Source organism: Flavobacterium sp. 123 (assembly GCF_003634825.1).
In the GTDB taxonomy this organism is placed as follows: Bacteria; Bacteroidota; Bacteroidia; order Flavobacteriales; family Flavobacteriaceae; genus Flavobacterium.
The window spans coordinates 221690-247592 of record NZ_RBXD01000001.1 but is presented as its reverse complement, the minus strand read 5'-3'; the positions used below and the strand labels follow the sequence as shown (position 1 = coordinate 247592).

Genomic DNA, 25903 nt, shown 5'->3' with positions numbered 1-25903 from the left:
AATATACAATATTTTTTTATTATAGAAGTATTAAACAGCTACGTCATATTCGCGTAAAGCGTTATTCAAAGATGTTTTCAAATCTGTTGAAGGCTTACGAGTTCCAATGATTAAAGCACAAGGAACTTGAAATTCACCAGCAGCGAATTTTTTAGTATAACTTCCCGGAATTACTACTGAACGAGCAGGAACAAAACCTTTCATTTCAACAGGTTCGTCACCAGTTACATCGATGATTTTTGTTGATGCAGTTAAGCACACATTAGCACCAAGAACTGCTTCTTTACCCACATGAACTCCTTCAACAACAATACAACGAGAACCTACAAAAGCACCATCTTCAATGATTACTGGAGCAGCTTGTAAAGGTTCAAGGACTCCGCCAATTCCAACACCACCACTTAAGTGAACGTTTTTACCTATTTGAGCACAACTTCCTACTGTAGCCCAGGTATCAACCATAGTTCCTTCGTCAACATAAGCACCAATATTTACATAACTTGGCATCAAAATAACACCGCTAGAAATATAGGCTCCGTAACGTGCTACTGCATTAGGAACTACACGAATTCCTTTTTCAGCATAGCCTCTTTTTAGTAACATTTTGTCATGGTATTCGAAAATTCCAGATTCTAATGTTTCCATTTTTTGAATAGGGAAGTACATTACTACCGCTTTTTTTACCCATTCGTTTACTTGCCATCCATCACCTTTTGGTTCTGCAACGCGTAATTTTCCATAGTCTAATAATTCGATAACTTCTCTAATAGCATTAGTAGTTGTAGTTTCTTGTAATAAAGCTCTATTTTCCCAAGCTTGTTCTATAATTGTTTGTAACGAGTTCATAGTTTGATAAATTTTTAGCAAAGATAACTTTTTTAAGGAATTGTCAAAAGCTGAAAACAGAAACAAAGAGGTGTAATTTGTTATAAAAAATGTTTTTTTTATTTTTTAAATTAAATGAGAGTTGAAAGTAGTAATTTATTAAATTCGCCACTTTTTAAGTAAATATTTTTGAATTGTATATCTAATTATGATATTAAATGTCCATAAAATATTCAATTAACACGCAAAATTTTATTTTATGAAATATTTCTTTTTCCTTTCTTGTTTTATTTTTTTTAATTCGATATCCGCTCAGGAAGCTCCAAAATTAAATAATCAAAGTCAGCCAATTCCTGTAGAAATTTTATTTGGAAACACCCGTATGGCTTTTCAAACATCTATAAATAAACCGTTTGCTGCGGGAAGTAAATGGGGATATTCTTTAATAGCTTCCTTGACTTCAGATTATAATATTACTAAAGAAACAAAAACAGGTATAATGGTGCCAGTTTCTATTACCTGTAAAATTTTCAATTCAATTGCACTAAATGGTGGTTTGGCTTTAAATCCAGCTTTTGGTAAAAGAGCTTTGTTAGGATTGGTGTTTGCTCAACATATTAAAGGGATTATGCTGGTTGTTGTACCCACAATGTATTTTTCGAACAATCAGTTTTTTGAAACGTATGCCTCTATAGAATACCAACCAAAAATAAATGATAAATTGAATCTTTATACTCAATTGAGAGGCTTGTATAATTTCAACATTCAAAATAACGATCATGATAGAAGTTATTGTGATACACGACTTGGTTTGGGATATAAAAATATGGTTTTTGGGATAGGTTATAATTGGGATTCCTATGGTCCTTTAAAAATAAATGTTAATAATGTAGGCGTATTTGCTAAAACAGTATTATTTTAGCTTTATTACTTTATAATAAAACCTTTTTTTAAATAATATGCCAAGAATTCTCGCAATCGATTATGGACAAAAACGTACTGGCATTGCCGTAACTGATGAGATGCAAATTATTGCTTCAGGCTTAACTACAATACCTTCACAAACTGCGATTGCTTTTTTGAAAGACTATTTTTCGAAAGAAAAAGTAGAAGCAGTTCTTATTGGAGAGCCTAAACAAATGAATGGGCAACCATCCGAAAGTGCTTCTATTATTAAAGGATTTGTAACTCATTTTACCAATCATTTTCCAGATATGAAAGTCATTCGTGTTGATGAACGTTTTACTTCCAAAATAGCTTTTCAAACGATGATTGATAGTGGTCTTAGTAAGAAAAAACGCCAAAATAAAGCATTGATAGATGAGATTTCGGCAACTATAATGCTGCAAGATTATTTGTCTCGAAAAGCGTTTTAAAACCCTCTTTTTTGTCTTATTTAGAAGATATTATCTCTTTTAAAATTACCACTTTTTAACAATTGTTTGTTATATTTTTTTTAAAAAAATGAAGTAAATTTGCGGCTTTTAAATTATTATTATGCCAGATACAACCATTCGTTTAAATTCAGAAGTAGTTCTTATTGGTGCCGGGATTATGAGTGCTACACTTGGAGTAATTTTGAAAGAATTACAACCAGATATAAAAATCGATATTTTTGAAAGATTAGATATTGCTGCCGCAGAAAGTTCTGATGCTTGGAACAATGCTGGTACAGGTCATTCCGCATTTTGCGAATTAAATTACACACCAGAAGGGGAAGATGGAAGCATTAATCCTAAAAAAGCAATAAGTATAGCAGAATCTTTTGAGGTTTCTCGCCAGTTTTGGGCTTATTTAGTACAACAAAATAAAGTTTCATCACCTGAAAAATTTATAAAAGGAATTCCTCACATGAGTTTTGTTTGGGGAGATAAAAACGTGGAGTATCTAAAAAAGAGATTTGAAACCTTACAATCAAACCCTCTTTTTAAAGACATGCTTTTCAGTACAGATCCTTCTAAAATAAAAGAATGGATGCCTCTAGTTATGGAAGGTAGAAAAGGAACGGAAGAAATTGCAGCCACTTCTATGGAAATTGGTACAGATGTAAATTTTGGAGCGTTAACCAGAAGCATGTTCAACTATTTGACGAAACAAGAAGGGGTAACGATGCATTTCAATCACGAAGTTAAAAAAATGAGACAACGTGAGGATAAATCTTGGAGAATCAAAATCACAGATTTGGCTACAGGCCAAAAGAAAAAAGCATATACCAAATTTGTTTTTATTGGTGCTGGCGGAGGTTCTTTGCCATTATTAGCGAAAGCAAATGTTCCAGAAGGAAATGGATATGGAGGGTTTCCTGTAAGCGGACAATGGCTTAAATGTACTAATCCAGAAGTAATTGCTAAACACGAAGCAAAGGTATACGGTAAAGCAAGCGTAGGAGCACCACCGATGTCTGTTCCACATATTGATTCTCGAATGATAAACGGAGAAAAAGCGTTGCTTTTTGGTCCTTTTGCGGGCTTCTCTACTCGCTTCTTGAAAAACGGGAAATATTCTGATTTGCCAATGTCAATAAAGCCTAACAACATTATTCCGATGGTTGTTGCGGGTTATAAAAATATTCCACTTACAAAATATTTGATTGAACAAGTTCGATTAAAACCAAAAGATAGAATCGCTGCTTTAAGAGAATATGTTCCTGGTGCTAGATCAAAAGATTGGAAAATTGAAAGAGCAGGGCAAAGGGTTCAAGTTATAAAAAAAGACGAAAAAGAAGGTGGAGTTTTGGAGTTTGGTACTGAAGTGATTACAACTGCTGATGGAACTTTATCCGTATTATTAGGTGCTTCTCCAGGTGCTTCAACTGCGGTTTCAATTATGATTGACTTGGTAGGAAGATGTTTTAAAGAGGAATTAAAGTCAAAAGAATGGCAGGATAAACTAAAAGTTATGATTCCTTCATTTGGTCAGGCTTTAAATGAAAACCCAGAATTATTAGACAAAATCAGAAAAGAAACTGCTGAAGTTTTAAAATTGAATAGTTAGAATTGTTAATAAAGATTGAGGTGCTGTTTTTAGATTTTATCTAATTCAGCACCTTTTTTGATTTTAGGAATCAAGTAATGTCTTTGTGGTTTTTACAATATTCTCAGACAAATTTGTAAGCCAAATTAATTGTTCTATAATCAATTGTGCTTCTTGCATTTTCAATAAAAAAGCTTCTTCATCTATTGTATTTCCTTCTTTTAATTCTCTTGCACGAATGTTTTTTAATTCGGTGAAACGAAGCGCCAAATCAGTTTTTGTGATGCTTTCTTGAGGATGAATTGTATTTTCCTCTAAGAGCGCAATTGCATTATCTAGATTTTTTATGACTGTATCTACCACAACATTAAAAGCTTCTGAAGCTCTTGTTGTTTTGTGGGATTGAATATAGGTTCCCAATGAAGCGGATGATGATAAAAGTGTATGATTTAGAACAGCCAATTTATAAACCTGTGGCAATTGTTTTTGTTTTGATTTAGGCTCTTGCGCCATTCTTTGGAAAGAAGCCATAAGATTTCCAATTTCAATAAAAGCATTTTTTCGTGCTAAGCGATAGGATGTTGAAACGGTTCCTTTTTTGTTGTAAAAAATAGAAATTTCTTTCAAGTAATTTTGATTTGCCTTGATTGATTTCTTTAGATAAACCGGAATATTCAAAAATTCCCACGAAGGCCACAAAAAGTGATTGGATAAGAAAGCTAGAATAGCCCCAACTAATGTGTCTAAAATTCGATATTGGATTACTGTCCCTACATTTGGAGTCAGAATTCCATATATGAAAACAATATACATCGTAACAAAAGTGGCACTGATTTTATAATTAGTTTGCGTAAATGAAAATCCTAAAAGCATAGAAAGAATTGTGAATATGCTAATTATAATATTATTGTGAATAAAATAAAGAATACCAAAAGCGATTAAACCGCCTAAAATAGTACCTAAAATTCTATTGAAGGATCTCTCTTTGGTTAATCCATAACCAGGTCTCATGATAACTGAGATAGTAAGTAAAATCCAATATACATTTTGAAAAGGCAATATTTTACCAATTATAAACCCAATCAAAATAGTAATGGTTAATCTCAAAGAATGTCTGAAAAGCGTTGATGAAAAACTTAAATTTTCAATCAGTGTACTCCAAAGATAATGTTGTGGAGTTAGAAATTTCTCTAAATCTTTGTCTTTACCTTTTAGATCTTGCGAAAGAATTGCCAATGAAAATGCGCGTTCAACAATTTTTATTTTCTCGATTTGTTTTTCAGCATATTGCAACATAGTTGTTAGCATAAAAACACCTTCGGAAGCGGCAATTTTCCCGAGATGATTTTCATAAGCTACGATAGCAAGTTCCAAATCATTTAGATTCTTAATAAGATTGTGCTTTGGCGTGAATTTCTGTTTGTTTTTTACGCTTTTCGATAACTGTTTTAAATTTGATGCTAAATTATAAGCTAACTTTTGGTAAGTAGCCAAAACATTTGGATACTCACTAAATTTTAGGTGTAATTTATTGTGATCAAAAGAAGTAGACAAGGCTAGTTCTAAGATTTCGACCAAGGAAACAAATACAATTAGTAATTTTCGATTTTGATTGGAAGAACCTGAATTTTTATGATTGCTTATTAGAACTTCTCTTATGTTTTGGTGTATAGCATTAATTTCAACTTGAAGATGTAATTGCTTTTCGATTATTGCTTTTTTATCAGCGTCAGGTGACCAAAGGTCCCCGCGAAGTTTTAAGTATTTTGCTGTAAGTTGAATGCAAGATACCGTTTGTAATTCAACATAACGATAAGGTCTTATGTAATGAAAAATTAATGAAACTAAAAGGTAAAATAAGCCTCCAATTAGTATTAAAAGGGAATGTTGAATCATTGCCCAGCCTGTATTAATATGTGCAAATGCCAATGAAACAGCAAGTAATGCCGAAAACGAAACTAAAGTTGTTCGTTGTCCGTAAACCGATAACATGGCTAGAAAAAACACTGAAGTGACAAAAACGGGATAAAAAAAGTAGGGGTAAGGATAAACAATATTTATAATAAGGTTCGCAACTGAGACTAATACTGCAGTAAAAAGGATTCCATTAATCTTGTGTTTTGGACTACTAGGGATATCACCTGGATAGGTAAAGAAAGCACCAAGAGCTATTGTAAATCCCATTTGAAAATCACCTAAAAATGTAAACAATAAAACGGGTATAACTGCAGCAATAGTTATTTTTAAAGCATTAGTGAAATTTGTGCTTTCAGTGAATTTTTGAATTTGATCAATCATATGGGATATATTCACTACAAAGGTAAGAATTGTGCCATTTGTTTTGGGAATATTCCAAATTGAATTAACAACTAAATTTAATTATCATTTAGAGATAATTGATTGTTTATTTTTTTACTATTTTTGCAGACTGAAATCAAGGGCAATACACACTAAGTTTTCAGTATATAATACTTAATATAAGAATAATGATTTTACCAATTATAGGTTATGGCGATCCCGTTTTAAGAAAAGTAGGGGGAAATCTTACACCAGAGCATCCTAACTTAAAAGAAACTATCGCTAATATGTACGAAACTATGTATAATGCATACGGAGTAGGACTTGCTGCACCACAGATAGGATTAGCGTTGCGTTTATTTGTAATCGACACAACTCCTTTTAGTGATGATGATGATCTAGAAGAAACGGAACAAAAAAACTTGAAAGGGTTCAAAAAAACATTTATCAATGCTAGAATGATTAAAGAAGAAGGGGAAGAATGGGCTTTTAACGAAGGTTGTTTGAGCATTCCGGATGTCAGAGAAGATGTTTATAGAAATCCAACGATAACTATTGAATATTGTGAAGAAGATTTTGTGATGAAAACCGAAGTTTTTGATGGCTTAATTGCCAGAGTGATTCAACACGAATACGATCATATCGAAGGTATTTTATTTACAGATAAAATCTCATCACTTAAGAAGCGATTGATTCAAAAGAAATTAAAAAACATCTTGGAAGGAAAGACTTTTCAAGAATACCGAATGAAATTTTTCGGTAAAAAAGGAAGATAAAAACACTTTAATTGTGCCGTCTTGGTATGGTTTTTGGGTTAAAGAAAAAAATAATTGAATTCTTAATAATAATTAAACAAGCATGAATTTAGAAAAAATATTAGCAATTTCTGGGAAACCAGGTTTATATGTATTAAAAGTACAAACACGTACTGGTTTTGTTGCAGAATCGTTATTGGATGGAAAAAGAATTACAGTGAACTTAAAAAGTAATGTAAGTTTATTGTCTGAGATTTCAATTTATACGTACGAAGGCGAAAAACCTTTGTCAGAAATAATGTCAAACATTGCTAAAAAAGAAAACAAAGAACAAGCCATTTCTCATAAATCAGATAATGCTACATTAGCAGCTTATTTTAAAGAAATTTTACCTGATTATGATGAAGAAAGAGTGTATCCTTCTGACATCAAAAAAGTGTTGAATTGGTATAATATGCTACAAAATAAAGGTTTAGTTACTGACGAAGCTCCAGCGGCACAAAGTGTTGACGTATCTGTAGCTGATGAAGTTGTAGCTGAAGAGAAACCAAAAAAAGCTAAAGCGAAAAAAGCATAATTGATTTTATAGATTATATTTAATCCTGTTGAGATGATTTCTTGACAGGATTTTTTTATTTTTACAAAAACCACTCAAACAATGAACTCAAGAACACATCAACTTCAGGCTTTTGAAAGATTATTGAATATTATGGATGATTTGCGCGAAAAATGTCCTTGGGATAAAAAGCAAACCATGCAAAGTTTACGTCATTTAACCATAGAAGAAACCTATGAATTAGGCGATGCTATTTTGGATAATGATTTAAGTGAGGTTAAGAGAGAATTGGGGGATTTATTATTGCACATTGTTTTTTATTCTAAAATAGGAAGTGAAACAGGCGATTTTGACATGGCGGATGTGTGTAATGAAATCTGCGAAAAATTGATTCATCGTCATCCTCATATTTATAGTGATGTTGTGGTAAAAGACGAAGAAGAAGTAAAGCAAAATTGGGAAAAACTGAAATTGAAAGAAGGTAAAAAATCAGTGCTTGAAGGAGTTCCTAAAAGTTTGCCTGCATTAGTAAAAGCGAGTCGTATTCAAGATAAAGTAAAAGGTGTAGGTTTTGACTGGGAAGAGCCTCATCAAGTTTGGGATAAAGTTCAAGAGGAATTACAGGAATTACAAGTTGAGGTTGATGCTAAAAATCAGGATAAAATAGAAGCTGAATTTGGCGATGTGTTATTCTCCATGATTAATTACGCCCGATTTTTGAATGTAAATCCCGAAGACGCTTTAGAAAGAACCAATAAAAAATTCATTAAAAGATTTCAATATCTCGAAAGCAAAGCAGGAGAATTAGGTAAACCACTAATGGATATGACGCTTGCTGAAATGGATGTTTTTTGGAATGAAGCAAAAAAGCTTTAGTACTCTTTTGCTTCATTTTATAGTTTAGCGTTTAGTCCGCTATTTTTTTTAATTTATTAATGTCTTTTAAAATAATTTTTTTACCAGACAATTCAATTAATCCTAATTTATTAAAATCGGATAATAAACGAATACAACTTTCGGTAGCAGTACCAATCATGCTAGCTAATTCATCTCTTGAAAGCTGGACTTTCAAAGTGTTATCTTCATTTTTTCCAAAAGTATCTAGCAAGTAAAGTAATGTTTCGGCCAGTCTTTCTTTAACGGTTTTTTGAGCCATATTAACCATATGATCATCCGCTTCTTTAAGATCGCCACAAATAGTTTTCATGACATTCATAGAGAACTGATTGTTTTTATCAAAAAATCCCATCACCTCATTTTTAGGAATAAAGCATACTTCCATGTCCTCAAGAGCAATCGCACTTAGGTTTACGGGTTCGTCACTAATTAAAGAACGTTGCCCTAATAGCTCGCCTTTTTTAATCAATTTGACAATATGATCTTTTCCGTTAGGGCTCAGTTTTGTTAGTTTACAAATACCATCTTTGACGCAATAAATACCATTGATTGTTTCTCCTTCTTCAAAGATAACATCTCCTTTTTTGACTGTGTGAGATGATTTACATTCCGCTAGTTTTACTAGTTCATCTTTATTAAGTGCTTTCAAAGAACTGAATTCTCTAACAATACATTGTTCACATTTACTCATAATAAGAAAGGGGCTTTACTTGTTCTACAAAACAGGTCTAATATATTCTACAAAATAAGTCCTAATTTGTACTGCAAATTTAAACAATTATATGACAAAAGTCATATTTTTAACTAATTCAATTAACAACCTTTGTAACAGGTAAAATGAGCAAAGATTTATGGACAGACAAAACTGTTTCCATTGTGGTTTAGATATTGTAAAAGCTGAAGAAATTATATTTGATGACAAAGAATTTTGTTGTAATGGTTGTAAAACCGTGTACGAAATTTTCAGTCTCAATGATATGACATGCTATTATGATTTTGAAAAATCGCCTGGAGCAACCCCGCAAGATATTAATGGTAAATATGATTTTTTAGACAATGAAAGTATTGTTTCAAAACTGTTGGAATTCCAAGAGGATTCAACCGAAATTATTTCACTTAACATTCCTCATATTCATTGTAGCTCGTGTATTTGGATTTTGGAAAATCTACAGCGTCTTCAAAAGGGAATAAGTACTTCACAAGTTAATTTTCCCGAAAAGAAAGTACGTGTCACTTATAATCCAGAGATAGTTTCACTTAAAACCATTGTTTATTTATTAAGCTCCATTGGTTACGAACCCTATATAAGCTTAGAAAATTACGAGACTGGAAGCAATAATGTTGACCGAAGTTTGACTTATAAATTGGGTGTGGCCTTTTTTTGTTTCGGTAATATTATGCTGCTTTCATTCCCAGAATATTTTGAGGTAAAAGAATATTGGCTAGATCAATACCGCGGTTTTTTTCGTTGGTTGATTTTTATATTGTCTTTACCAAGTTTCTTTTATTCGGCAAGTGGTTATTATGTTTCAGCCTACAAAAGCATCAAAGCTAAAATGCTTAATATCGATATTCCTATAGCTTTAGGGATTGTTGTGATGTTTATTAGAAGTACAGTTGATATTGTCATGGATTATGGTTCAGGTTTTTTCGACAGCTTAACGGGCTTGATTTTCTTTATGCTTTTAGGGAAAATGTTCCAAATTAAAACCTATAGTTTTTTGAGTTTCGAAAGAGATTTTAAATCGTATTTTCCAATAGCAATTACCCGTATTAATGCTACTTCCGAAGAAAGCGTGCCCGTTTATGATATTCAAAAAGGAGATCGATTATTAATTAGAAACCAAGAACTTATTCCAGTTGATGGCATTTTGATTTCCGAAAAAGCTGAAATAGATTATAGTTTTGTTACCGGAGAAGCAATCCCGATTACTAAAAAATCAGGTAACAAGATTTTTGCAGGAGGAAAACAAATAGGAAAAGTGATTGAAATGGAAGTTTTGCATTCAGTTTCACAAAGTTATTTGACCCAATTATGGAGTAATGATGTGTTCCAAAAGAATGTAGAACAAAAACACAAAACGATTACGGATAGAATATCTAGATATTTTACTCCAATATTATTATTAATAGCTTTTGCTGGCTTTGGATATTGGATTTTTATTGATGTAAATACGGCTTTCAATGTTTTTACGGCAGTTCTTATTGTGGCTTGTCCTTGTGCATTAGCATTAACAGCTCCTTTTACAACCGGAAACATATTGCGTATTTTGGGCAAGAAGAAATTCTATCTCAAGAATGCTTTGGTGATTGAACAATTAGCAAAAGTTGATACAATAGTTTTTGACAAAACAGGAACCATAACCACCAATAAGAAATCTAATATTTCGTATGAAGGAAAAGCACTTTCGGAGGAAAATCTTTTGATCATTAAAAATGTACTTAGAGCATCTAACCATCCATTAAGTAGGATGTTATATGATTTTTTACCTGAAATGAAAAAAGTAAAAATAACTGATTTTCAAGAAATAACAGGTAAAGGAATTTTAGCTCAAATAGAAGAAAATATAATTCGAATTGGTTCTTACGATTTTATTTTTCAAAATTCTACTTTGCCATTTTCAGCTCCATCTCCTTTGGAGAGGGTTGGGGAGAGGACTTCTGTTCATGTTAAAATAAACGAAGTCTATTATGGTAAATACGTTTTTAATAATCAATATAGAGAAGGCTTGGCGGAGCTTTTTCAGAATTTGAATGTAAATTACCAAATCAAAGTTTTGTCAGGTGATAATGAAGGCGAACGAGATACTTTAGAAATGCTTTTGCCAAAAGGAACCGAATTAATCTTTAATCAAAAACCTGAACAGAAATTAGAGTTCATCAAAAAGTTGCAAGATGAAGGTAAAAATGTTATGATGGTTGGTGATGGATTGAATGATGCTGGAGCTTTGGCACAAAGTAATGTAGGAATTTCTATTTCCGAAAATGTGAATGTTTTTTCGCCTGCTTGCGATGCTATTTTGGATGCTAATGAGTTCCAAAAATTAAGTTATTTCTTGAAATTATCTAAAAAAGCAATCACAACTATCAAAATGAGTTTTACTCTTTCATTATTATATAATGTGGTTGGATTATCTTTTGCGGTAACCGGAAATTTGTTGCCTTTGGTAGCTGCAATCATTATGCCGCTGAGTACCATTACAATAGTGAGCTTTGTGACATTGATGAGTAATTACTTCGCAAGTAGGAAATAGCAATAAAGGATATTTTTGTATTAAATTTTTGTATAAATTTATCATAATGCTTTAATCATGATAAATGTCATGTTTTTTGCGAGATTCAAAAACTAATTTTGTTAACATAATTTTAAGGTATGAGTGTTATATATTTATTAATCTCCATTAGTATCGTAGTTGCTATTGGCTTTTTTGTTGCTTTTATTCGAGCAGTAAAAACAGGTCAGTATGACGATGATTATACGCCATCTGTCAGAATGCTTTTTGACGATGAGCTCAAAATTAACAATCCAAAATCAATACAAACAACAGAAGAAAAACAAATTTAATTATGGAAATGCAACAATTTTATTACGACAACAAAATTGTAAAGAAATTCATTTACGCCACCATTGTTTTTGGTGTAGTGGGAATGTTAGTTGGACTTATTCTGGCTATTATGTTTCTTTTTCCAAACCTAACTGACGGAATTTCGTGGTTAAGTTTTGGTAGATTGAGACCTTTACACACCAATGCAGTTATTTTTGCCTTTGTAGGAAACGCTATGTTTGCAGGGGTTTACTATTCGACGCAAAGGTTATTAAAAGCAAGGATGTTTAGTGATTTCTTGAGTAATCTAAACTTTTGGGGTTGGCAATTAATCATTGTTGCCGCAGCTGTTTCATTGCCTTTAGGTTTTAGTACTTCAAAGGAATATGCCGAATTAGAATGGCCAATTGATATTGCAATTGCGTTAATTTGGGTTGTATTTGGTATTAACATGATTGGAACCATGATAAAAAGAAGAGAGCGTCATTTATATGTAGCAATCTGGTTTTATTTGGCAACATTTGTAACTGTAGCTGTTTTACATATTTTCAATAGTTTAGAATTACCTGTTTCAGCAATGAAAAGTTATTCTGTATATGCAGGGGTTCAAGATGCTTTAGTTCAATGGTGGTACGGACATAATGCTGTTGCCTTTTTCTTGACTACACCATTTTTAGGATTGATGTATTATTTTGTTCCAAAAGCAGCTAATCGTCCAGTATATTCTTATAGACTTTCTATTGTTCACTTCTGGTCTTTGATTTTTATTTATATCTGGGCTGGACCACACCACTTATTGTATTCTGCATTGCCAACTTGGGCACAGAATTTAGGAGTTGTGTTTTCAATCATGTTGATTGCTCCATCTTGGGGAGGTATGATAAACGGATTATTGACTTTGAGAGGAGTTTGGGATAAAGTTCGTGTTGATCCTGTTTTGAAATTCTTCGTAGTTGCTATTACTGGTTATGGGATGGCTACTTTTGAAGGACCAATGTTGTCTCTTAAAAATGTAAATGCTATTGCGCATTATACGGATTGGATTATTGCACACGTTCACGTTGGAGCTTTAGCTTGGAATGGATTCATGGCCTTTGGTATGATTTATTGGTTGATTCCACGTATGACAAAAAGTACTTTATACTCTATTAAATTAGCTAATTTCCACTTTTGGATTGGTACATTAGGAATTATATTATACACACTTCCAATGTATGTTGCAGGGTTTTTACAGGCTTCAATGTGGAAACAATTTAATCCAGACGGAACTTTAACGTATGGTAACTTCCTTGAAACAGTAACTCAAATTATGCCAATGTATTGGATGAGAGCTGTAGGAGGAACATTATACTTAACAGGAATGTTTGTGTTAGTTTATAATATTATCAAAACGGTAAAAGCAGGTTCTGCAATTGAAGATGAATTAGCCGAAGCACCTGAATTAGTAAAAATTAGTGCAGGAAGAGTTAAAGGAGAAAAATTCCACCCTTGGTTAGAAAGAAAACCTATTCAGTTAACACTTTTGGCTACAGTAGCTATTTTAATTGGAGGAATTATTCAGATTGTGCCTACTATTATGGTGAAATCTAATATCCCTACTATTGCAAGTGTAAAACCATATTCTCCATTAGAGTTAGAAGGGCGTGATTTATACATTCGTGAAGGTTGTGTAGGATGTCACTCTCAGTCAGTTCGTCCTTTCCGTAGTGAAGTGGAACGATATGGACCACAATCTAAAGCAGGTGAATTTGTATACGATCATCCATTCCTTTGGGGTTCTAAACGTACCGGTCCAGACTTGTTAAGAGTAGGTGGTAAATACAATGATAACTGGCATTTCAACCACTTCTGGAGTCCACAAAGTATTTCTGCAGGTTCAATTATGCCAGGGTACAAATGGTTGTTTGATAACAAAGCAATGGATGTTTCTATGACTCAAAAGAAAATGGAAGCAATGGTTACTTTAGGAGTACCTTATACTGCCGCGCAAGTTGCGAATGCTCAAAAAGATTTAAGAGCTCAAGCTATTTCTATTGAAGAAAGTTTGAAAAATGATCCAGACTTTGTAAAAAGTTATGATGATAGCAAGAAAAAAGCGGATGCAAAAGGAGAGAAATTTGTGCCAATGAATGAAAGAGAAATCGTAGCATTAATAGCTTATATTCAACGATTAGGAACAGATATTAAAGTAAAAGAATAAATAATATAGTCATGTTTGAACAAATAAAACACAATATGGAAACCATCGCAGGAGTTGCGATTTATCCGATACTATCGTTATTAATCTTCTTTTTGTTTTTTGTAGGACTTGGTCTATGGGTTTTCTCTTATAAGAAAGAAAAAATAGAAGAGATGAGCCAAATCCCATTGAATGACAATCAAACAATATAATTTTTTAAAAATTTAGAAAATGAAAAAATTAATCCCAGTATATGTTAGAGTCCCCCTTATCTTTTTTGCTGTATTTGCAGCAATGGAGTATTTTGTAGACTCTGGAGATAGGCCAGCTTTTATAAAGTTCCCAATGGTCTCCGTTTTCTTATTTGTATTTTTATTTCTTTTGATAGCAATAGAAATTACAATTAGTGCCATTGATAAAATCACATACCAATTATTGACAGATGAGCAAAAAGCAAAATTAGAAGCTGCAAGTGCCACTAGTTTTAAAGAAAGTCAGTGGTATGAGAAATTAGTAAAAAGCTTGACTAAATCAGAACCAATTGAAAATGAAGGTCAACTATTATTAGATCATGATTATGATGGCATTAAAGAGTTAGATAACAATTTACCACCATGGTGGGTATATTTATTCTATGCTTGTATCCTATTTTCGATTGTTTACCTAGTTCGTTTTGAAATTTTGGGTGCTGATAATCAAGAAATGGAACTTAAAAAAGAAATGGCTCAAGCTAAAATTGAAGTGGCTGAGTATATGAAAACTGCTCCAGATTTAATGGATGAAAAAACGGTTACCTTATTGACAGAAGGAGCCGACTTAGCAGAAGGTAAAACTATATTTGAAACTAATTGTGCTGCTTGTCACAGAGCAGATGCTGGTGGACAAATTGGACCGAACTTGACAGATGACAATTGGATTCTAGGTGGTGGAATTAAGAACTTGTTTCATACCATTACTAATGGTGGTCGTGATGGAAAAGGAATGATTGCCTGGAAAGGAACACTTAAACCGAAAGAAATACAAAAAGTTGCCAGTTATGTTATCTCTTTAAAAGGGAGTAATCCAAAAGATCCAAAAGCACCAGATGGAGAAATTTGGGTTGAGGATGCAGCTGCAACCCCAGCAAAATAAAAAAATAAAAAGACCAATTTCTCAAATGTGAAATTGGTCTTTTAAAATATAAAACACATGTCAAAATTACCAGACGAAGCTTTTAGAGATACCATAGGAACTATTGACGAAGAAGGGAATAGAAAATTTATTTTTCCTAAAAAACCTTCCGGAAAATTTTATGATTACAGGAAATGGATTAGTTATTTCTTGTTAATTATTTTAGTTGCTAATCCGTTCATAAAGATTAATGGCAATCAGTTCATGATGTTTAATGTCTTAGAAAGAAGATTTAATATTTTCGGATTTCCTTTTTGGCCCCAAGATTTTTATCTCTTTGTTCTTTTCATGATTGTTGGTGTCGTTTTCGTTATTCTTTTTACGGTAATTTTTGGACGTATATTTTGTGGATGGATTTGTCCACAGACTATCTTTTTAGAAATGGTTTTCCGAAGAATAGAATATTGGATTGAAGGAGATCGTGGTGCTCAAATTCGTTTGAGTAAACAAGAATGGAATGCCGAAAAAATAAGAAAAAAAGGTGTTAAATGGTTTATCTTTCTTATCATATCTTTTTTTATTGCTAATGTATTTTTAGCGTATTTAATCGGTAGTGATGAATTGTTCAAAATGATTGAAGAAGGGCCAGAGAACAATATAAGCACATTAATTGCTTTACTCATTTTTACTGGAGTATTCTATTTTATATTTGCTTGGTTTAGAGAACAAGTGTGTATAATAGCTTGCCCTTACGGAAGATTACAAGGGGTTTTGTTAGACAATAAATCAATAAATGTAGCTTATGATTTTGTCCGCGGTGAAAAAGAAGTTGGTCGTGCAAAATTCAATAAGCAAGAAGACAGAGCCTTAACAGGCAAAGGAGATTGTATCGATTGTAAACAATGTGTGCATGTTTGCCCAACAGGAATTGATATTCGTAATGGAACTCAATTAGAGTGTGTAAATTGCACCGCTTGTATCGATGAATGTGATACAATTATGGAAGGTGTTGGATTGCCAAAAGGATTGATTCGATATGCATCAGAAGATGAAATAGAGAAAAAATCTAAGTTCAAATTTACAGCCAGAATGAAAGGATATTCCGCTGTCTTATTTATTTTGACGGGAATTCTAATTGGTTTATTATTCTTGAGAACTGAGGTTGAAGCCACCTTTTTAAGATTACCAGGGCAGTTGTTTCAGCACAAAGGAGATAATATAAGTAATATTTATACTTTTAAAATCATTAATAAAACCAACACTGATTTTAATGACATTCATTTTAAATTAGTCGGTATTAAAGGGACTTTAAAAGTAGTAGGAAAACAAGATTTCAAAGTGCCTAAACAAGGTATGGATGGAGGAACTTTATTTATTGAAATCAATCAATATTTGTTACAAAGTGACAAAACTAAATTGCAGATTGAAGTATATAATGGTGATAAAAAAATTGAAACTAGTACAACTAGTTTCTTAAGTCCAAGAAGTTTTGATTAATCAAATAATAAAAATTTAAATAAAAAATAATGAAATTCAATTGGGGAACAGGCGTTGTAATTGCTTTTGCATTATTCATGTCATTCATATTATATTTTGTTTTTAAAGTACAATCAAATTCAAAATATGATAATGAGTTAGTTGTTGAGGAATATTATAAACATGACGCTCATTTTGGTGATGAAATGGTAAGGGTTCAAAATGCGCATGATTTAGCTCAAAAACCATCAATAAAATCTACTTCAGAGGGCATTTTAGTCACTTTTCCAGAGGTGTTTATTCCCAATGAAATAAAAGGAAATGTGTCCCTATATAGACCGTCTAACAAAAAACTAGATTTTGAAGTTCCGATTTCGCTTTCTGGTCACACTTTGCTCATACCTAAAAAAAGTTTGGTAGGCGGTCGTTGGGATATTAATATGGAATGGCAAAATGAAGGAAAATCATATTTGACCAAAGAAATAATTTATATAAATTAGTTTTGAACTCGAAAGGAGGAATGTAATTTTTATTTTTCGATTCTTTAACCTCAGATTATAATAAATGCTTTACTCAGCTTTCTTTTTTGGCTTAATAAGTAGTTTGCACTGCATAGGAATGTGTGGGCCAATTGCTATGATGCTTCCTGTTGACAGGAATAATCAGGCCAAAAAAGTAACTCAAATTGTTACGTATCATCTAGGAAGATTATCCGCTTATGCAACTATTGGTCTTGTTTTTGGATTGTTAGGAAAAGGATTCTTCCTGGCTGGGATACAACAAAAACTGTCTATATTCATAGGTGTTGCTATGATTTTAGTCATTCTGATACCGGAGAAAAAATTGGCGCTATACAATTTCTCAAAACCTATTTTTAAATTAATTTTAAAGATGAAGGCTACTTTAGGGAGTCAATTTAAAAATAGAAGTTATAAATCATTATTTACCATTGGATTACTCAATGGATTCTTACCCTGTGGCATGGTATACGTCGCTTTATTTGGAGCAATAGCAATGCAAAGTCCGGGTTATGGGGTTGTATATATGTTGCTATTTGGATTAGGAACTGTTCCTATGATGAGTAGTGTAGTTTATTTGAATTCGTTTTTAACCGTTCCTATTCGAAATAAAATTCAAAAAGCAATTCCGTATGTTGCGGTACTTATTGGGGTGTTATTTATTTTGAGAGGACTAGGGTTAGGGATTCCTTACGTTTCTCCAGCAAACATGAGTTTATTTGTACAACAAAATCCCAATTGCCATTAAAACAAAATAATGTTTCTTTTATTAACTTAAATTAAAAGTAAAATGGGAAGACACGATTTATTACACGAATTTCCTGAATATCAGGAAAAAATACATCAGATGAAGGTTGAAGACGATCACTTCAGAGAATTGTTTGATGAATACGATGAATTAGAACATGAAGTGCATCGAATTAATACTGGAGTAGATGTTGTTACAGATGAGTATACTCATGTTTTGAAAGCTAGAATGCTTTTTATTAAAGATGAAATATTTTCAATGTTAAACAAACAGTAATCCCTCAATAATATAAAAAAGAAAAGCACACTTTAAAGTGTGCTTTTCTTTTTTATATCTATTCTATTTTAGACTGTCATAGAAAAAAGAGCAGTCTCTGGAGCTTTTCTTTTTAGAAGTAAATCAAAAGCCATACAGATGTTTCGAACAAATGGTTTTCCTGCTTCAGTAACCGTAATTCCTTCATTATTTAAAAGCACTAATCCGTCTTTTTCCATTTCTTCAAGTTGGTTTAAAATAGTTGGAACTTCTTCAAAATAACTATCTTTAGTAGCCCAGCTTGTTTCAAATTTACACATTAAATTCAAAATATGTTTTCTAATAATTAAATCTTCATTGGTTAATAAATGTCCTCTAAAAACGGGTAATTTATCCCATTCTAATATTTGATAATAATCTTCCAAGTTTTTTACGTTTTGAGCAAAACTATACCAACTATCACTAATTGACGAAACTCCCAAACCAATCATTAGTTGTGTTTTAGAAGAGCTGTATCCCATAAAATTGCGATGTAATTTTCCTTCTTCAAAAGATTTAAAAAGACTGTCTGTTTTTAATGCAAAATGATCCATACCAATTTCGTGATAATCATTTTCATACAAAAGATGTTTTCCTATTTCGTAAAGTTGTCTTTTCTTGTCGTCTTTTGGAATGTCCTCGTCATTAAACCCTCTTTGTCCGTTTCCTTTTATCCATGGTACGTGAGCGTAGCTATAAAAAGCAAGTCGGTCGGGTTGTAGCGATTTTGTTTTTTCGACAGTATCAATAACATCTTCAATTTCCTGAAAAGGCAATCCAAAAATAATGTCATGACCTATGGATGTATATCCTATTTCTCTAGCCCAAAAAGTCACTTTTGCCACATTATGGAAGGGTTGTTCTCGATGTATCGCTTTCTGTACTTTAGCAGAATAATCCTGAACGCCAAAACTGACTCTTCTAAAGCCTAAATCGAATAATTTTTTTAGATGTGCATGAGTGGTATTGTTTGGATGTCCTTCAAAGCTGAATTCATAATTTTCGGCTCTGTTAGCATGTGAAAAAATACCATTGATTAGGTCTTCCAAATTTTTTGTCGAAAAAAATGTTGGGGTTCCTCCGCCTAAATGAATCTCTTTTATTGTTGGTTTTTCCCCAAGAATTTTGCAATACAAAGTCCATTCTTTTAAAATAGCTTCTATATAAGGGTTTTCAACATCATGATTCTTAGTTATGCGTTTGTTACACCCGCAAAATGTGCACATGCTTTCACAAAAAGGCAAGTGGATATAAAGACTAATTCCTTCTTTAGAATTGCTTTCTTCAAATGATTTCTTTAGTGTTTCTAACCAAATCTCATATGAAAAATCGGCTTCATTCCAGTATGGAACTGTAGGATAGCTGGTGTATCTTGGTCCCGGAACGTTGTATTTTTGTATTAGTGAATTTTTCATGGCAAATCATTTTAATATTCAAAAGTAATACGACTTGCCAAATATTAAAATGATATTTATCATCCTATTATTTTTTTATAAAAAAACCTCTATCTGATTAAAGATAGAGGTTCTGTTTTTAAACAACTTTAGAAAGTTATTCTTGTTTTAAATTTCTTAATTGCTTTAGTTTTTCTTTCCAAACATCAAGACTTTCTTTATGAATTGCTATATTTTTTCGTACTTCTAGAACAATTGAATTCTCTTTTTTAGCATTTCGAGTGTTCGTGAAAAATTGAATGTTATTTTCTAACTGGAAAATTTCATTTTGAACTTCTTCAATTTTTCGCATTAAGAAAATCTTTTCATTATCTAATTTTCTGGTATCATTACTTTCAGATAGATGATCCATTCTATTAGAAAAACGCATCATTTCAGTATCTTTCTTGCTCAAACTTAATTTTTCAAAAAGGGCATCAAGAATTTTATTGAATTTGCCTTCGATATGTCTTCTTGGGAATGGAACTTTTCCGAAATTTTTCCAAGTTTCAATATGCAATTTGATGGCATCCAAATCCGTTTTATGGTCACCTGTCAATTGAAACGCTCTTAGTTTTTCTAAATAAGCTTTTTTGTTGTCAAAAGCTTCTACTTCTTCACCGTTTTCCTCGTTCTTTTGTTCTTTTAGTTTGTCAAAATAATGGTTGCATGCATCTTTAAATTCTTTCCAGATTTTATCTGAGTATTTTCTTGGAACATGACCAATTTGTTTCCACTCTTCCTGAATTTGCTTCATGATAGGAGTAGTTGCAGCAAAATCAACACTTTCTTGTAATTCTTTAGCTTTGGCAACAAGAGCTGTTTTTTTGCTCAAATTATCGTTTTGATCTTTTTTGATGTCTTTGTAAAAAGAGTTCTTGAAACTATTAAAGTTTCTAACTGCAGTTTTGAAGGCTGCCCATGTTTGCTCATTTAAATCCGCAGGAACTTTACCCGCTGAGAAAAACGCGTTACGTAACGCTTCTACTTTTTCTATTTGTGTCAACCATTGTGAATGTGCATTCACTTTTTCGGTAGCCAAAACTTCAATTTTAGCGATTATTTCTTTTTTCTTTTCAAGATTTTCAAGTTCAGTTCCTCTTAAATTTTCGAACAAAACTTCGCGTTTATCATGCATTTGTTTAGTCAAATCACTAAATTTATTCCAGATTTCATCACGATGTTCTCTAGAAACAGGGCCGATATCTTCTTTCCAAATGCGGTGTAAATCTTGTAATTCTCTAAAAGCTTTGTTTACATCAGCTTCTTTCAATAACTCTTCAACGCGAGTTACTATTTTTTGTTTTTGCTCTAAATTATGCTTGAAATCTAAATCTCTAGCTTCTCTATCTAAGTGTAAATAATCGTAAAAATTTTCTACATGAAAATGATAGTTATTCCAAACGTGATTGTATTTGTCTTTAGGAATTGGCCCTGCGTTTTTCCATCTTTCTCTTAAATCATTGAATTGTTTTAAGGTATCTTTGATGTTTTCTTGAGGGTTAATCAACTCTTTTAATTCTTCTACAATAGCTAATCTATTTTCTAAATTAGTTTTTAGATTGGTTTGTAAGCTTTTGAAATGTGTATTTCTATTGTCTTTAAAGATAGAATAAAGTTGATCAAATTTTGTTTTTAATGGAGAATGGTATTGAAATTCTTCGTTTGGATCTTGATTTTCAGCAAGAAATTCCTCTTTTTTCTCCTCAATAAGGTGATTGTATTTGGTTAAGAATGCTTTTTTGATTTCTTCCACATGATCCTTAACCGACATTACTTTTTCATTTGTAACTAAATTTTTCAATTCTTCTACAAGTGATTCTAACGGTAAAGCATCATAATCCTGCATCGGAATATCGTGTCGTTCTTTCAGCGTTTCATCTTCACTTTCTTCTGCATTTGTTTCAGCAATAGCGTCAATTACGGTTTGATTTTCGGTTTCAGGCACGGCTGTATTTTCCAAAACTGGAGTTTCAGATGCAGCAGATTCTGTGGAATTATTAACTAAACTTCCTTCTGCCATAGGCAGGTTATCATTCTTTTCTTCTAACATTTTTTCAATGTGTAAGGTTTCTATTTTATTGAATGCGAAAGATACTAAAGGACTATCAAACTACAAAATAAATCCCCTATTTATAGTGATTTTACGTTGAAAAACTATCTTTTTTGAAGCGGTTTGGCTACACTAAATTTTGGAATTATTAATATGCAATTTTGCTGGAAATATTTTTAGATTTTGATTTTTTTTTGCTTTTACCCCATAAGAATTATAAGGATCATAAGGTATTGCTGTAATTATTAAATGTTCTTTTTTACCATTTTTGTCGATATCTCTATCAATGGCAAAAGTAAAAAGATTGTCAGTCAATGAAATTATTTGAAATTCATCTACTTTGGGTGTTCCAAAATAAAAATTGATATGATTTCCAATAGGTTCCCATCTTAAAACAGTAGTATTAGTAGAGCAATAACTATTTGTAAAATTCGTCTCTTCAAACTGATATACTTGTCCTTCATTGTTTCTAAACCCAAAATAATCCCTATTACAGTCCGGGTTATGGTCATAAAGATAAATCGTTCCATTCCATAAGATGGTGTCGTATGACCAGCCTTTGAGTAATAAATTGGGCTCAAAAGTTAGGGGTTCAGAAATTGGGATGGTATTTTCATCTTTATTACAAGAAGCAAATAGCAAAACTAAAAAAGTTAGAAATGTTATTTTTTTCATTGATAATTGGTTTTAATAGTTAATGATAGGATAAGGAAAAATTTTTTTAAAAATCTGTGAATACTCTTTATTCAATTTATATTTCATTTGCCAGAAATTAAATTTAGTAATTATATCAAACTTTCAAAAAACTTCTTTATGTCACTTGCTAATAATTTTGGTTGTTCCATTGCAGCAAAATGTCCGCCAGATGGCATTTCTGTCCAATGAGTAATATTGAAACCTTTCTCAATATAAGATCGTGGGGGTATTGGCAATTCTTTTGGGAATTTTGCGAATCCAACAGGAATTTTTACATAATCGTTTTCTCTAAATTGTAGCGGATGTTTACTGTTTTCATTATACATTCGGATTGATGAATGAATAGTTTGAGTAATCCAATATAATGTTACGTTTGCAAGCAATTCATCGTTTGAGAAAACAGTATTAATAGTTCCGTTGTTATCACTCCAAGCATTAAATTTTTCTATAATCCAAGCACACAATCCAATTGGCGAATCATTTAAACCATAGGCCAAAGTTTGCGGTTTTGTACTTTGAATATAGGAATAAGCACCTTCTTTGGATGCCCAATTCTGTACAAATTTTTGAAATGCTATGACTTCGTCAGTTGGTTGTTCCCCCTCTTTTAAGTAAGGTTTGTAAGATCCCGAAATGTAGTTTAGATGCAAGCCAATTACGGTCTCGGGATATTTTAAAGATAGCCAGGTACTTATTCCTGAACCAATATCTCCGCCTTGTGCTCCGTATTGTTTATAACCTAATTCTAGCATTAATTTCTGCCATAAATCAGCAACAAACTCCGAATTACAGCCCTCAACTTTACTCGCACTTGAATAGCCAAAACCAACTATAGAAGGAATAACTAAATCAAAAGAGACATTTTCATGATCAGTTAATAAAGGGATGAGTTTCATCATTTCAATAAATGAGCCTGGCCAACCGTGGGTAATAATTAGCGGAATAGATTTTTTCCCTTTTCCTTTTACATGAATAAAATGAATTTCGTGACCATCAATATTTGCAATGAAATTTGGAAACGAATTTATTTCTGCTTCGACTTTTCTCCAATCAAAATTGTTAAGCCAATAATTAGATAATTCTTTCATAAAGGAAAGACTTGTTCCATAACTCCAATTTGAATTAGTTATTTCGTCTGTCCAACGTGTGTTTTCGATTCTCGTCTTTAAATCAATAAGAATATCTTCGGAAATATTTGCTGAAAATGGGATTATCATTATAAATTCATTATTGGATTTACGGTTTGATGTAAAATGGAAGTCAATGTCCCCAAGCTTAGCGAAGCTTGATATTATTTATTCCAAATTTCCCATGCCTTTTCTGCTTGAAAAATGAGCATATCTAAACCATTTTTGGTTTTTGCTCCCTGATTCTTAGCTCTTTTCAAAAACTGCGTTTCTGCAGGATTGTAAATCAAGTCGTAAGCGATATGTTTTTTTGTGAAAAATTCATATGGTATTTCAGGATAAGCTTCCGTATTTGGGCTTGTTCCCACAGGAGTTGAGTTAATGATGATTTGGTATTCGTCAAAAACTAAATCCGTGATTTGATTGTATCCTAGTGCATTCTCACTTGCTTGTCGAGAAACAAAAGTATAGGCAATACCTAATTCTTCTAACGCAAAAGCTACACCCTTTGAAGCGCCACCAGTTCCAAGAATTAGGGCTTTTTTATGATGTGGTTCTAACAAGGGTTCTAATGATTTTTTGAAACCATAATAATCCGTATTGTAGCCTTTTAATTTTCCTTTTTTGGTAAATTTAATAGTATTTACAGCTCCAATTTTGCTTGCTTTCTTAGATAATTTATCTAAAAATGGCATTACGGATTCTTTATACGGAATGGTAACATTCATTCCGCTCAAGTGATCGTTGTTTTTTATTATCTCTAAAAAGGATTCAATTGCTTGAATGTCAAAATTTTCGTAGGTATATCCTTCTCGTTTTTCTTTTTCAAATTTCTCAGTAAAATAGCCTCTGGAGAATGAATAATTGATGTTGCGGCCGAGTAAACCAAAACGTTTTCTTGCGATTTCAGTCATTATAATTTTTTATGTTTTGCAATGTAATTTTGTACCATTTTTCTAGCCCAAACCACAGGAAATAAATCCTCGATAAGCACATAATTGTCAAAATTCAAACGCATGGCATTACTTAAATGAAATTTAGCTTTGGTATCTTCTTGAATCATAAAATACAATCCTGCTAAACGGTATTCCACTTCGTTTTCCTCAGGGAAATATTCGGATGCTTGTAACAACGTTTGAATAGCACTTTCGAATTCGCCTAAAAATTGTAAAATATCTACCCAAAACAACCAAGTGTCTAATTGATAGTCACCAAATTCAACTGCTTTTCTATAGCCAAATTCCGCTTCTTCAAAAAAGTTCATTTGTTTGTTTATAGTCGCAAAACGTTTCCAATACAAACGGTTTTGATTGTCAATCGCTAAGGCTTTATTTACATAAAATAATGCTTTTTGAAAGTTCTTTTGGCGCACATAGAAATCCGTAATTGCAATCCAACCTTTGTCTAAAAGAGGATCTTCGTGTACAGTTTTGTTGAAATATTTAAGCGCTAAAACTTTGTTGCCTAATCTTTCATAGCATTTTCCTATTCGTAATAAAGCATAAGAAGTAGCGTCGTCTAACTCGATAGTTCTGTTGTAACTTTCAATGGCTTCTTCATATTTTTTCAAGCGTTCGAAGGCTTTTGCTTTTTCCATAAAAGCACCTAGGAATTCATCATCGATAAGTGTAGCGTAGTCAAAAGCACGAATGGCATTTTCATAATCTTTGACACCGTAGTACAAACGACCCATTTGGTGCCAAGCAATTTCGCTATAAGGATTTTTGTTGATGTAGGTATTCAAATAGGCGATAGCATCTAGATTTTGATCCAGAAATTCATAGCAGTATACTACGTTGTACAAAGCAGATTGATCTTCAAAATCTTCTTCTAGACATTTTATAAAGCTTTCTTTTGCCATTTCGAGATTATCCATGAATAGATATTCCATGCCTATTAAATTATAGACATCAGCATAATCATCTGTATATTGTAACGCTATTTTTAGTAATTCAACCGCTTTTTCGTGCTGGTCTCTTTTAGAGTAAATATTCGCTTTTTGAATGTAAATTTCTTCGTTTGTTGGTTCAATGGCATACAATTCGTTTAATAGCTTTTCGGCTACGTCAAGTTTGTCATCGTAAACAAGCATTTCAACTTGGACTAATTTCAATCCAGTAGATTTTGGATGTTGTTCTAATGCTAGTTTTAGGGCTTTTTTTGCCAAAGCGGCCTTACCTATGTCGAGGTAATGAAGGATAATTTCTTCAAATTCCTCGGAGTCAAAAAAGAGTACTTTGTTAGTTTTTAACATCGACTCAAATTTAGACAGCGATAAGTTATAATCTTCTTCTTCGTTGCTTAATTGCATACTATAATTATTTTGAATTTGGCCTAATTAAAATTAGGAAATCGTTCTCTAGTTGTGAGGGAAGTTTCTAATTGTTGTGAACAATTTAATTAACAAAAGAAAAAAGAAA

The 25903-nt window shown here is 32.2% G+C and carries 24 protein-coding genes; 15 read left to right on the top strand and 9 right to left on the bottom strand.

All coding sequences use genetic code 11. From position 1 onward, the window contains the following. Positions 1-30 precede the first annotated feature (30 nt). Entirely contained in the window at positions 31-846 is an 816-nt protein-coding gene (locus tag C8C88_RS01150; RefSeq protein WP_121336381.1) for a 2,3,4,5-tetrahydropyridine-2,6-dicarboxylate N-succinyltransferase, read from the bottom strand. 238 nt (positions 847-1084) lie between these two features. Between C8C88_RS01150 and C8C88_RS01145 the strand changes: the two genes are divergently transcribed. From C8C88_RS01145 to C8C88_RS01135, 3 genes are all read left to right on the top strand, one after another. Then, positions 1085-1747, top strand: a complete 663-nt coding sequence (locus C8C88_RS01145; RefSeq protein WP_121336380.1) for a hypothetical protein — start codon at positions 1085-1087, stop codon at positions 1745-1747. Positions 1748-1784: 37 nt separating this feature from the next. Further along, entirely contained in the window at positions 1785-2201 is a 417-nt protein-coding gene (gene ruvX, locus C8C88_RS01140) for a Holliday junction resolvase RuvX (RefSeq protein WP_121336379.1), read from the top strand. A 121-nt stretch (positions 2202-2322) separates the two neighbouring features. Continuing rightward, the gene (locus tag C8C88_RS01135; RefSeq protein WP_121336378.1) at positions 2323-3819 is read left to right on the top strand and encodes a malate:quinone oxidoreductase; all 1497 of its coding nucleotides are present in this window, start codon (positions 2323-2325) and stop codon (positions 3817-3819) included. 63 nt (positions 3820-3882) lie between these two features. Here the strand turns inward: C8C88_RS01135 and C8C88_RS01130 are convergent, their stop codons facing one another. Further along, positions 3883-6096, bottom strand: a complete 2214-nt coding sequence (locus C8C88_RS01130; protein ID WP_121336377.1) for an FUSC family membrane protein — start codon at positions 6094-6096, stop codon at positions 3883-3885. Positions 6097-6284: 188 nt separating this feature from the next. On the opposite strand from C8C88_RS01130, the gene def reads away from it, so the two are divergent. From def to mazG, 3 genes are all read left to right on the top strand, one after another. Beyond that, the gene (gene def, locus C8C88_RS01125) at positions 6285-6872 is read left to right on the top strand and encodes a peptide deformylase (RefSeq protein ID WP_121336376.1); all 588 of its coding nucleotides are present in this window, start codon (positions 6285-6287) and stop codon (positions 6870-6872) included. Positions 6873-6954: 82 nt separating this feature from the next. Further along, entirely contained in the window at positions 6955-7428 is a 474-nt protein-coding gene (locus tag C8C88_RS01120) for a DUF5606 domain-containing protein (RefSeq protein WP_121336375.1), read from the top strand. An 81-nt stretch (positions 7429-7509) separates the two neighbouring features. Further along, positions 7510-8283, top strand: coding sequence for a nucleoside triphosphate pyrophosphohydrolase (mazG, locus tag C8C88_RS01115; RefSeq protein WP_121336374.1), 774 nt, complete (start codon positions 7510-7512; stop codon positions 8281-8283). Between the two features lie 31 nt (positions 8284-8314). Here the strand turns inward: mazG and C8C88_RS01110 are convergent, their stop codons facing one another. Then, complete coding sequence (locus C8C88_RS01110) at positions 8315-8995, bottom strand: Crp/Fnr family transcriptional regulator (protein WP_121336373.1); 681 nt, start codon at positions 8993-8995, stop codon at positions 8315-8317. Positions 8996-9155: 160 nt separating this feature from the next. On the opposite strand from C8C88_RS01110, the gene C8C88_RS01105 reads away from it, so the two are divergent. From C8C88_RS01105 to C8C88_RS01065, 9 genes are all read left to right on the top strand, one after another. Next, a complete protein-coding gene (locus C8C88_RS01105) occupies positions 9156-11558 on the top strand; it encodes a heavy metal translocating P-type ATPase metal-binding domain-containing protein (RefSeq protein WP_121336372.1) in 2403 nt (800 codons plus the stop codon). A gap of 119 nt (positions 11559-11677) precedes the next feature. Next, positions 11678-11869 (top strand): cbb3-type cytochrome oxidase assembly protein CcoS, encoded by a 192-nt coding sequence (gene ccoS, locus C8C88_RS01100; protein WP_121336371.1) that lies wholly within the window; start codon positions 11678-11680, stop codon positions 11867-11869. 2 nt (positions 11870-11871) lie between these two features. Beyond that, positions 11872-14049 carry a cytochrome-c oxidase, cbb3-type subunit I gene (gene ccoN, locus C8C88_RS01095; RefSeq protein ID WP_121336370.1) on the top strand — a complete coding sequence of 726 codons (2178 nt, stop codon included), beginning with the start codon at positions 11872-11874 and terminating at the stop codon, positions 14047-14049. Between the two features lie 11 nt (positions 14050-14060). Next, the gene (locus C8C88_RS01090) at positions 14061-14240 is read left to right on the top strand and encodes a CcoQ/FixQ family Cbb3-type cytochrome c oxidase assembly chaperone (RefSeq protein WP_121336369.1); all 180 of its coding nucleotides are present in this window, start codon (positions 14061-14063) and stop codon (positions 14238-14240) included. Positions 14241-14259: 19 nt separating this feature from the next. Then, a complete protein-coding gene (locus C8C88_RS01085; protein ID WP_121336368.1) occupies positions 14260-15159 on the top strand; it encodes a cbb3-type cytochrome c oxidase N-terminal domain-containing protein in 900 nt (299 codons plus the stop codon). A 57-nt stretch (positions 15160-15216) separates the two neighbouring features. Continuing rightward, positions 15217-16635 carry a cytochrome c oxidase accessory protein CcoG gene (ccoG, locus tag C8C88_RS01080; protein WP_121336367.1) on the top strand — a complete coding sequence of 473 codons (1419 nt, stop codon included), beginning with the start codon at positions 15217-15219 and terminating at the stop codon, positions 16633-16635. Between the two features lie 29 nt (positions 16636-16664). Next, a complete protein-coding gene (locus C8C88_RS01075) occupies positions 16665-17114 on the top strand; it encodes a FixH family protein (protein WP_121336366.1) in 450 nt (149 codons plus the stop codon). A gap of 64 nt (positions 17115-17178) precedes the next feature. Continuing rightward, positions 17179-17880, top strand: a complete 702-nt coding sequence (locus C8C88_RS01070; RefSeq protein ID WP_121336365.1) for a sulfite exporter TauE/SafE family protein — start codon at positions 17179-17181, stop codon at positions 17878-17880. A gap of 42 nt (positions 17881-17922) precedes the next feature. Next, positions 17923-18156, top strand: a complete 234-nt coding sequence (locus C8C88_RS01065; RefSeq protein ID WP_121336364.1) for a YdcH family protein — start codon at positions 17923-17925, stop codon at positions 18154-18156. Positions 18157-18224: 68 nt separating this feature from the next. Here C8C88_RS01065 and hemN read toward each other — a convergent pair whose 3' ends face one another. From hemN to C8C88_RS01035, 6 genes are all read right to left on the bottom strand, one after another. Further along, on the bottom strand, positions 18225-19589 hold the full coding sequence (gene hemN / locus C8C88_RS01060) for an oxygen-independent coproporphyrinogen III oxidase (protein ID WP_121336363.1): 1365 nt from the start codon (positions 19587-19589) through the stop codon (positions 18225-18227). Between the two features lie 136 nt (positions 19590-19725). Beyond that, a complete protein-coding gene (locus C8C88_RS01055) occupies positions 19726-21660 on the bottom strand; it encodes a DUF349 domain-containing protein (protein WP_121336362.1) in 1935 nt (644 codons plus the stop codon). Positions 21661-21792: 132 nt separating this feature from the next. Further along, entirely contained in the window at positions 21793-22335 is a 543-nt protein-coding gene (locus tag C8C88_RS01050; protein ID WP_121336361.1) for a hypothetical protein, read from the bottom strand. A 110-nt stretch (positions 22336-22445) separates the two neighbouring features. Continuing rightward, complete coding sequence (locus C8C88_RS01045; RefSeq protein WP_199711371.1) at positions 22446-23573, bottom strand: epoxide hydrolase family protein; 1128 nt, start codon at positions 23571-23573, stop codon at positions 22446-22448. Positions 23574-23647: 74 nt separating this feature from the next. After that, positions 23648-24397 (bottom strand): shikimate dehydrogenase, encoded by a 750-nt coding sequence (locus C8C88_RS01040; RefSeq protein ID WP_121336359.1) that lies wholly within the window; start codon positions 24395-24397, stop codon positions 23648-23650. Continuing rightward, complete coding sequence (locus C8C88_RS01035) at positions 24397-25794, bottom strand: tetratricopeptide repeat protein (protein WP_121336358.1); 1398 nt, start codon at positions 25792-25794, stop codon at positions 24397-24399. The genes C8C88_RS01040 and C8C88_RS01035 overlap by 1 nt, the downstream gene beginning before the upstream one ends. Positions 25795-25903 lie beyond the last annotated feature (109 nt).

Bases quoted from the DNA above. Each gene is read 5' to 3' on its own strand.
- C8C88_RS01150 (WP_121336381.1), bottom strand. From the start codon at position 846: ATGAACTCGTTACAAACAATTATAGAACAAGCTTGGGAAAATAGAGCT.
- C8C88_RS01145 (WP_121336380.1), top strand. From the start codon at position 1,085: ATGAAATATTTCTTTTTCCTTTCTTGTTTTATTTTTTTTAATTCGATA.
- ruvX (WP_121336379.1), top strand. From the start codon at position 1,785: ATGCCAAGAATTCTCGCAATCGATTATGGACAAAAACGTACTGGCATT.
- C8C88_RS01135 (WP_121336378.1), top strand. From the start codon at position 2,323: ATGCCAGATACAACCATTCGTTTAAATTCAGAAGTAGTTCTTATTGGT.
- C8C88_RS01130 (WP_121336377.1), bottom strand. From the start codon at position 6,096: ATGATTGATCAAATTCAAAAATTCACTGAAAGCACAAATTTCACTAAT.
- def (WP_121336376.1), top strand. From the start codon at position 6,285: ATGATTTTACCAATTATAGGTTATGGCGATCCCGTTTTAAGAAAAGTA.
- C8C88_RS01120 (WP_121336375.1), top strand. From the start codon at position 6,955: ATGAATTTAGAAAAAATATTAGCAATTTCTGGGAAACCAGGTTTATAT.
- mazG (WP_121336374.1), top strand. From the start codon at position 7,510: ATGAACTCAAGAACACATCAACTTCAGGCTTTTGAAAGATTATTGAAT.
- C8C88_RS01110 (WP_121336373.1), bottom strand. From the start codon at position 8,995: ATGAGTAAATGTGAACAATGTATTGTTAGAGAATTCAGTTCTTTGAAA.
- C8C88_RS01105 (WP_121336372.1), top strand. From the start codon at position 9,156: ATGGACAGACAAAACTGTTTCCATTGTGGTTTAGATATTGTAAAAGCT.
- ccoS (WP_121336371.1), top strand. From the start codon at position 11,678: ATGAGTGTTATATATTTATTAATCTCCATTAGTATCGTAGTTGCTATT.
- ccoN (WP_121336370.1), top strand. From the start codon at position 11,872: ATGGAAATGCAACAATTTTATTACGACAACAAAATTGTAAAGAAATTC.
- C8C88_RS01090 (WP_121336369.1), top strand. From the start codon at position 14,061: ATGTTTGAACAAATAAAACACAATATGGAAACCATCGCAGGAGTTGCG.
- C8C88_RS01085 (WP_121336368.1), top strand. From the start codon at position 14,260: ATGAAAAAATTAATCCCAGTATATGTTAGAGTCCCCCTTATCTTTTTT.
- ccoG (WP_121336367.1), top strand. From the start codon at position 15,217: ATGTCAAAATTACCAGACGAAGCTTTTAGAGATACCATAGGAACTATT.
- C8C88_RS01075 (WP_121336366.1), top strand. From the start codon at position 16,665: ATGAAATTCAATTGGGGAACAGGCGTTGTAATTGCTTTTGCATTATTC.
- C8C88_RS01070 (WP_121336365.1), top strand. From the start codon at position 17,179: ATGCTTTACTCAGCTTTCTTTTTTGGCTTAATAAGTAGTTTGCACTGC.
- C8C88_RS01065 (WP_121336364.1), top strand. From the start codon at position 17,923: ATGGGAAGACACGATTTATTACACGAATTTCCTGAATATCAGGAAAAA.
- hemN (WP_121336363.1), bottom strand. From the start codon at position 19,589: ATGAAAAATTCACTAATACAAAAATACAACGTTCCGGGACCAAGATAC.
- C8C88_RS01055 (WP_121336362.1), bottom strand. From the start codon at position 21,660: ATGTTAGAAGAAAAGAATGATAACCTGCCTATGGCAGAAGGAAGTTTA.
- C8C88_RS01050 (WP_121336361.1), bottom strand. From the start codon at position 22,335: ATGAAAAAAATAACATTTCTAACTTTTTTAGTTTTGCTATTTGCTTCT.
- C8C88_RS01045 (WP_199711371.1), bottom strand. From the start codon at position 23,573: ATGATAATCCCATTTTCAGCAAATATTTCCGAAGATATTCTTATTGAT.
- C8C88_RS01040 (WP_121336359.1), bottom strand. From the start codon at position 24,397: ATGACTGAAATCGCAAGAAAACGTTTTGGTTTACTCGGCCGCAACATC.
- C8C88_RS01035 (WP_121336358.1), bottom strand. From the start codon at position 25,794: ATGCAATTAAGCAACGAAGAAGAAGATTATAACTTATCGCTGTCTAAA.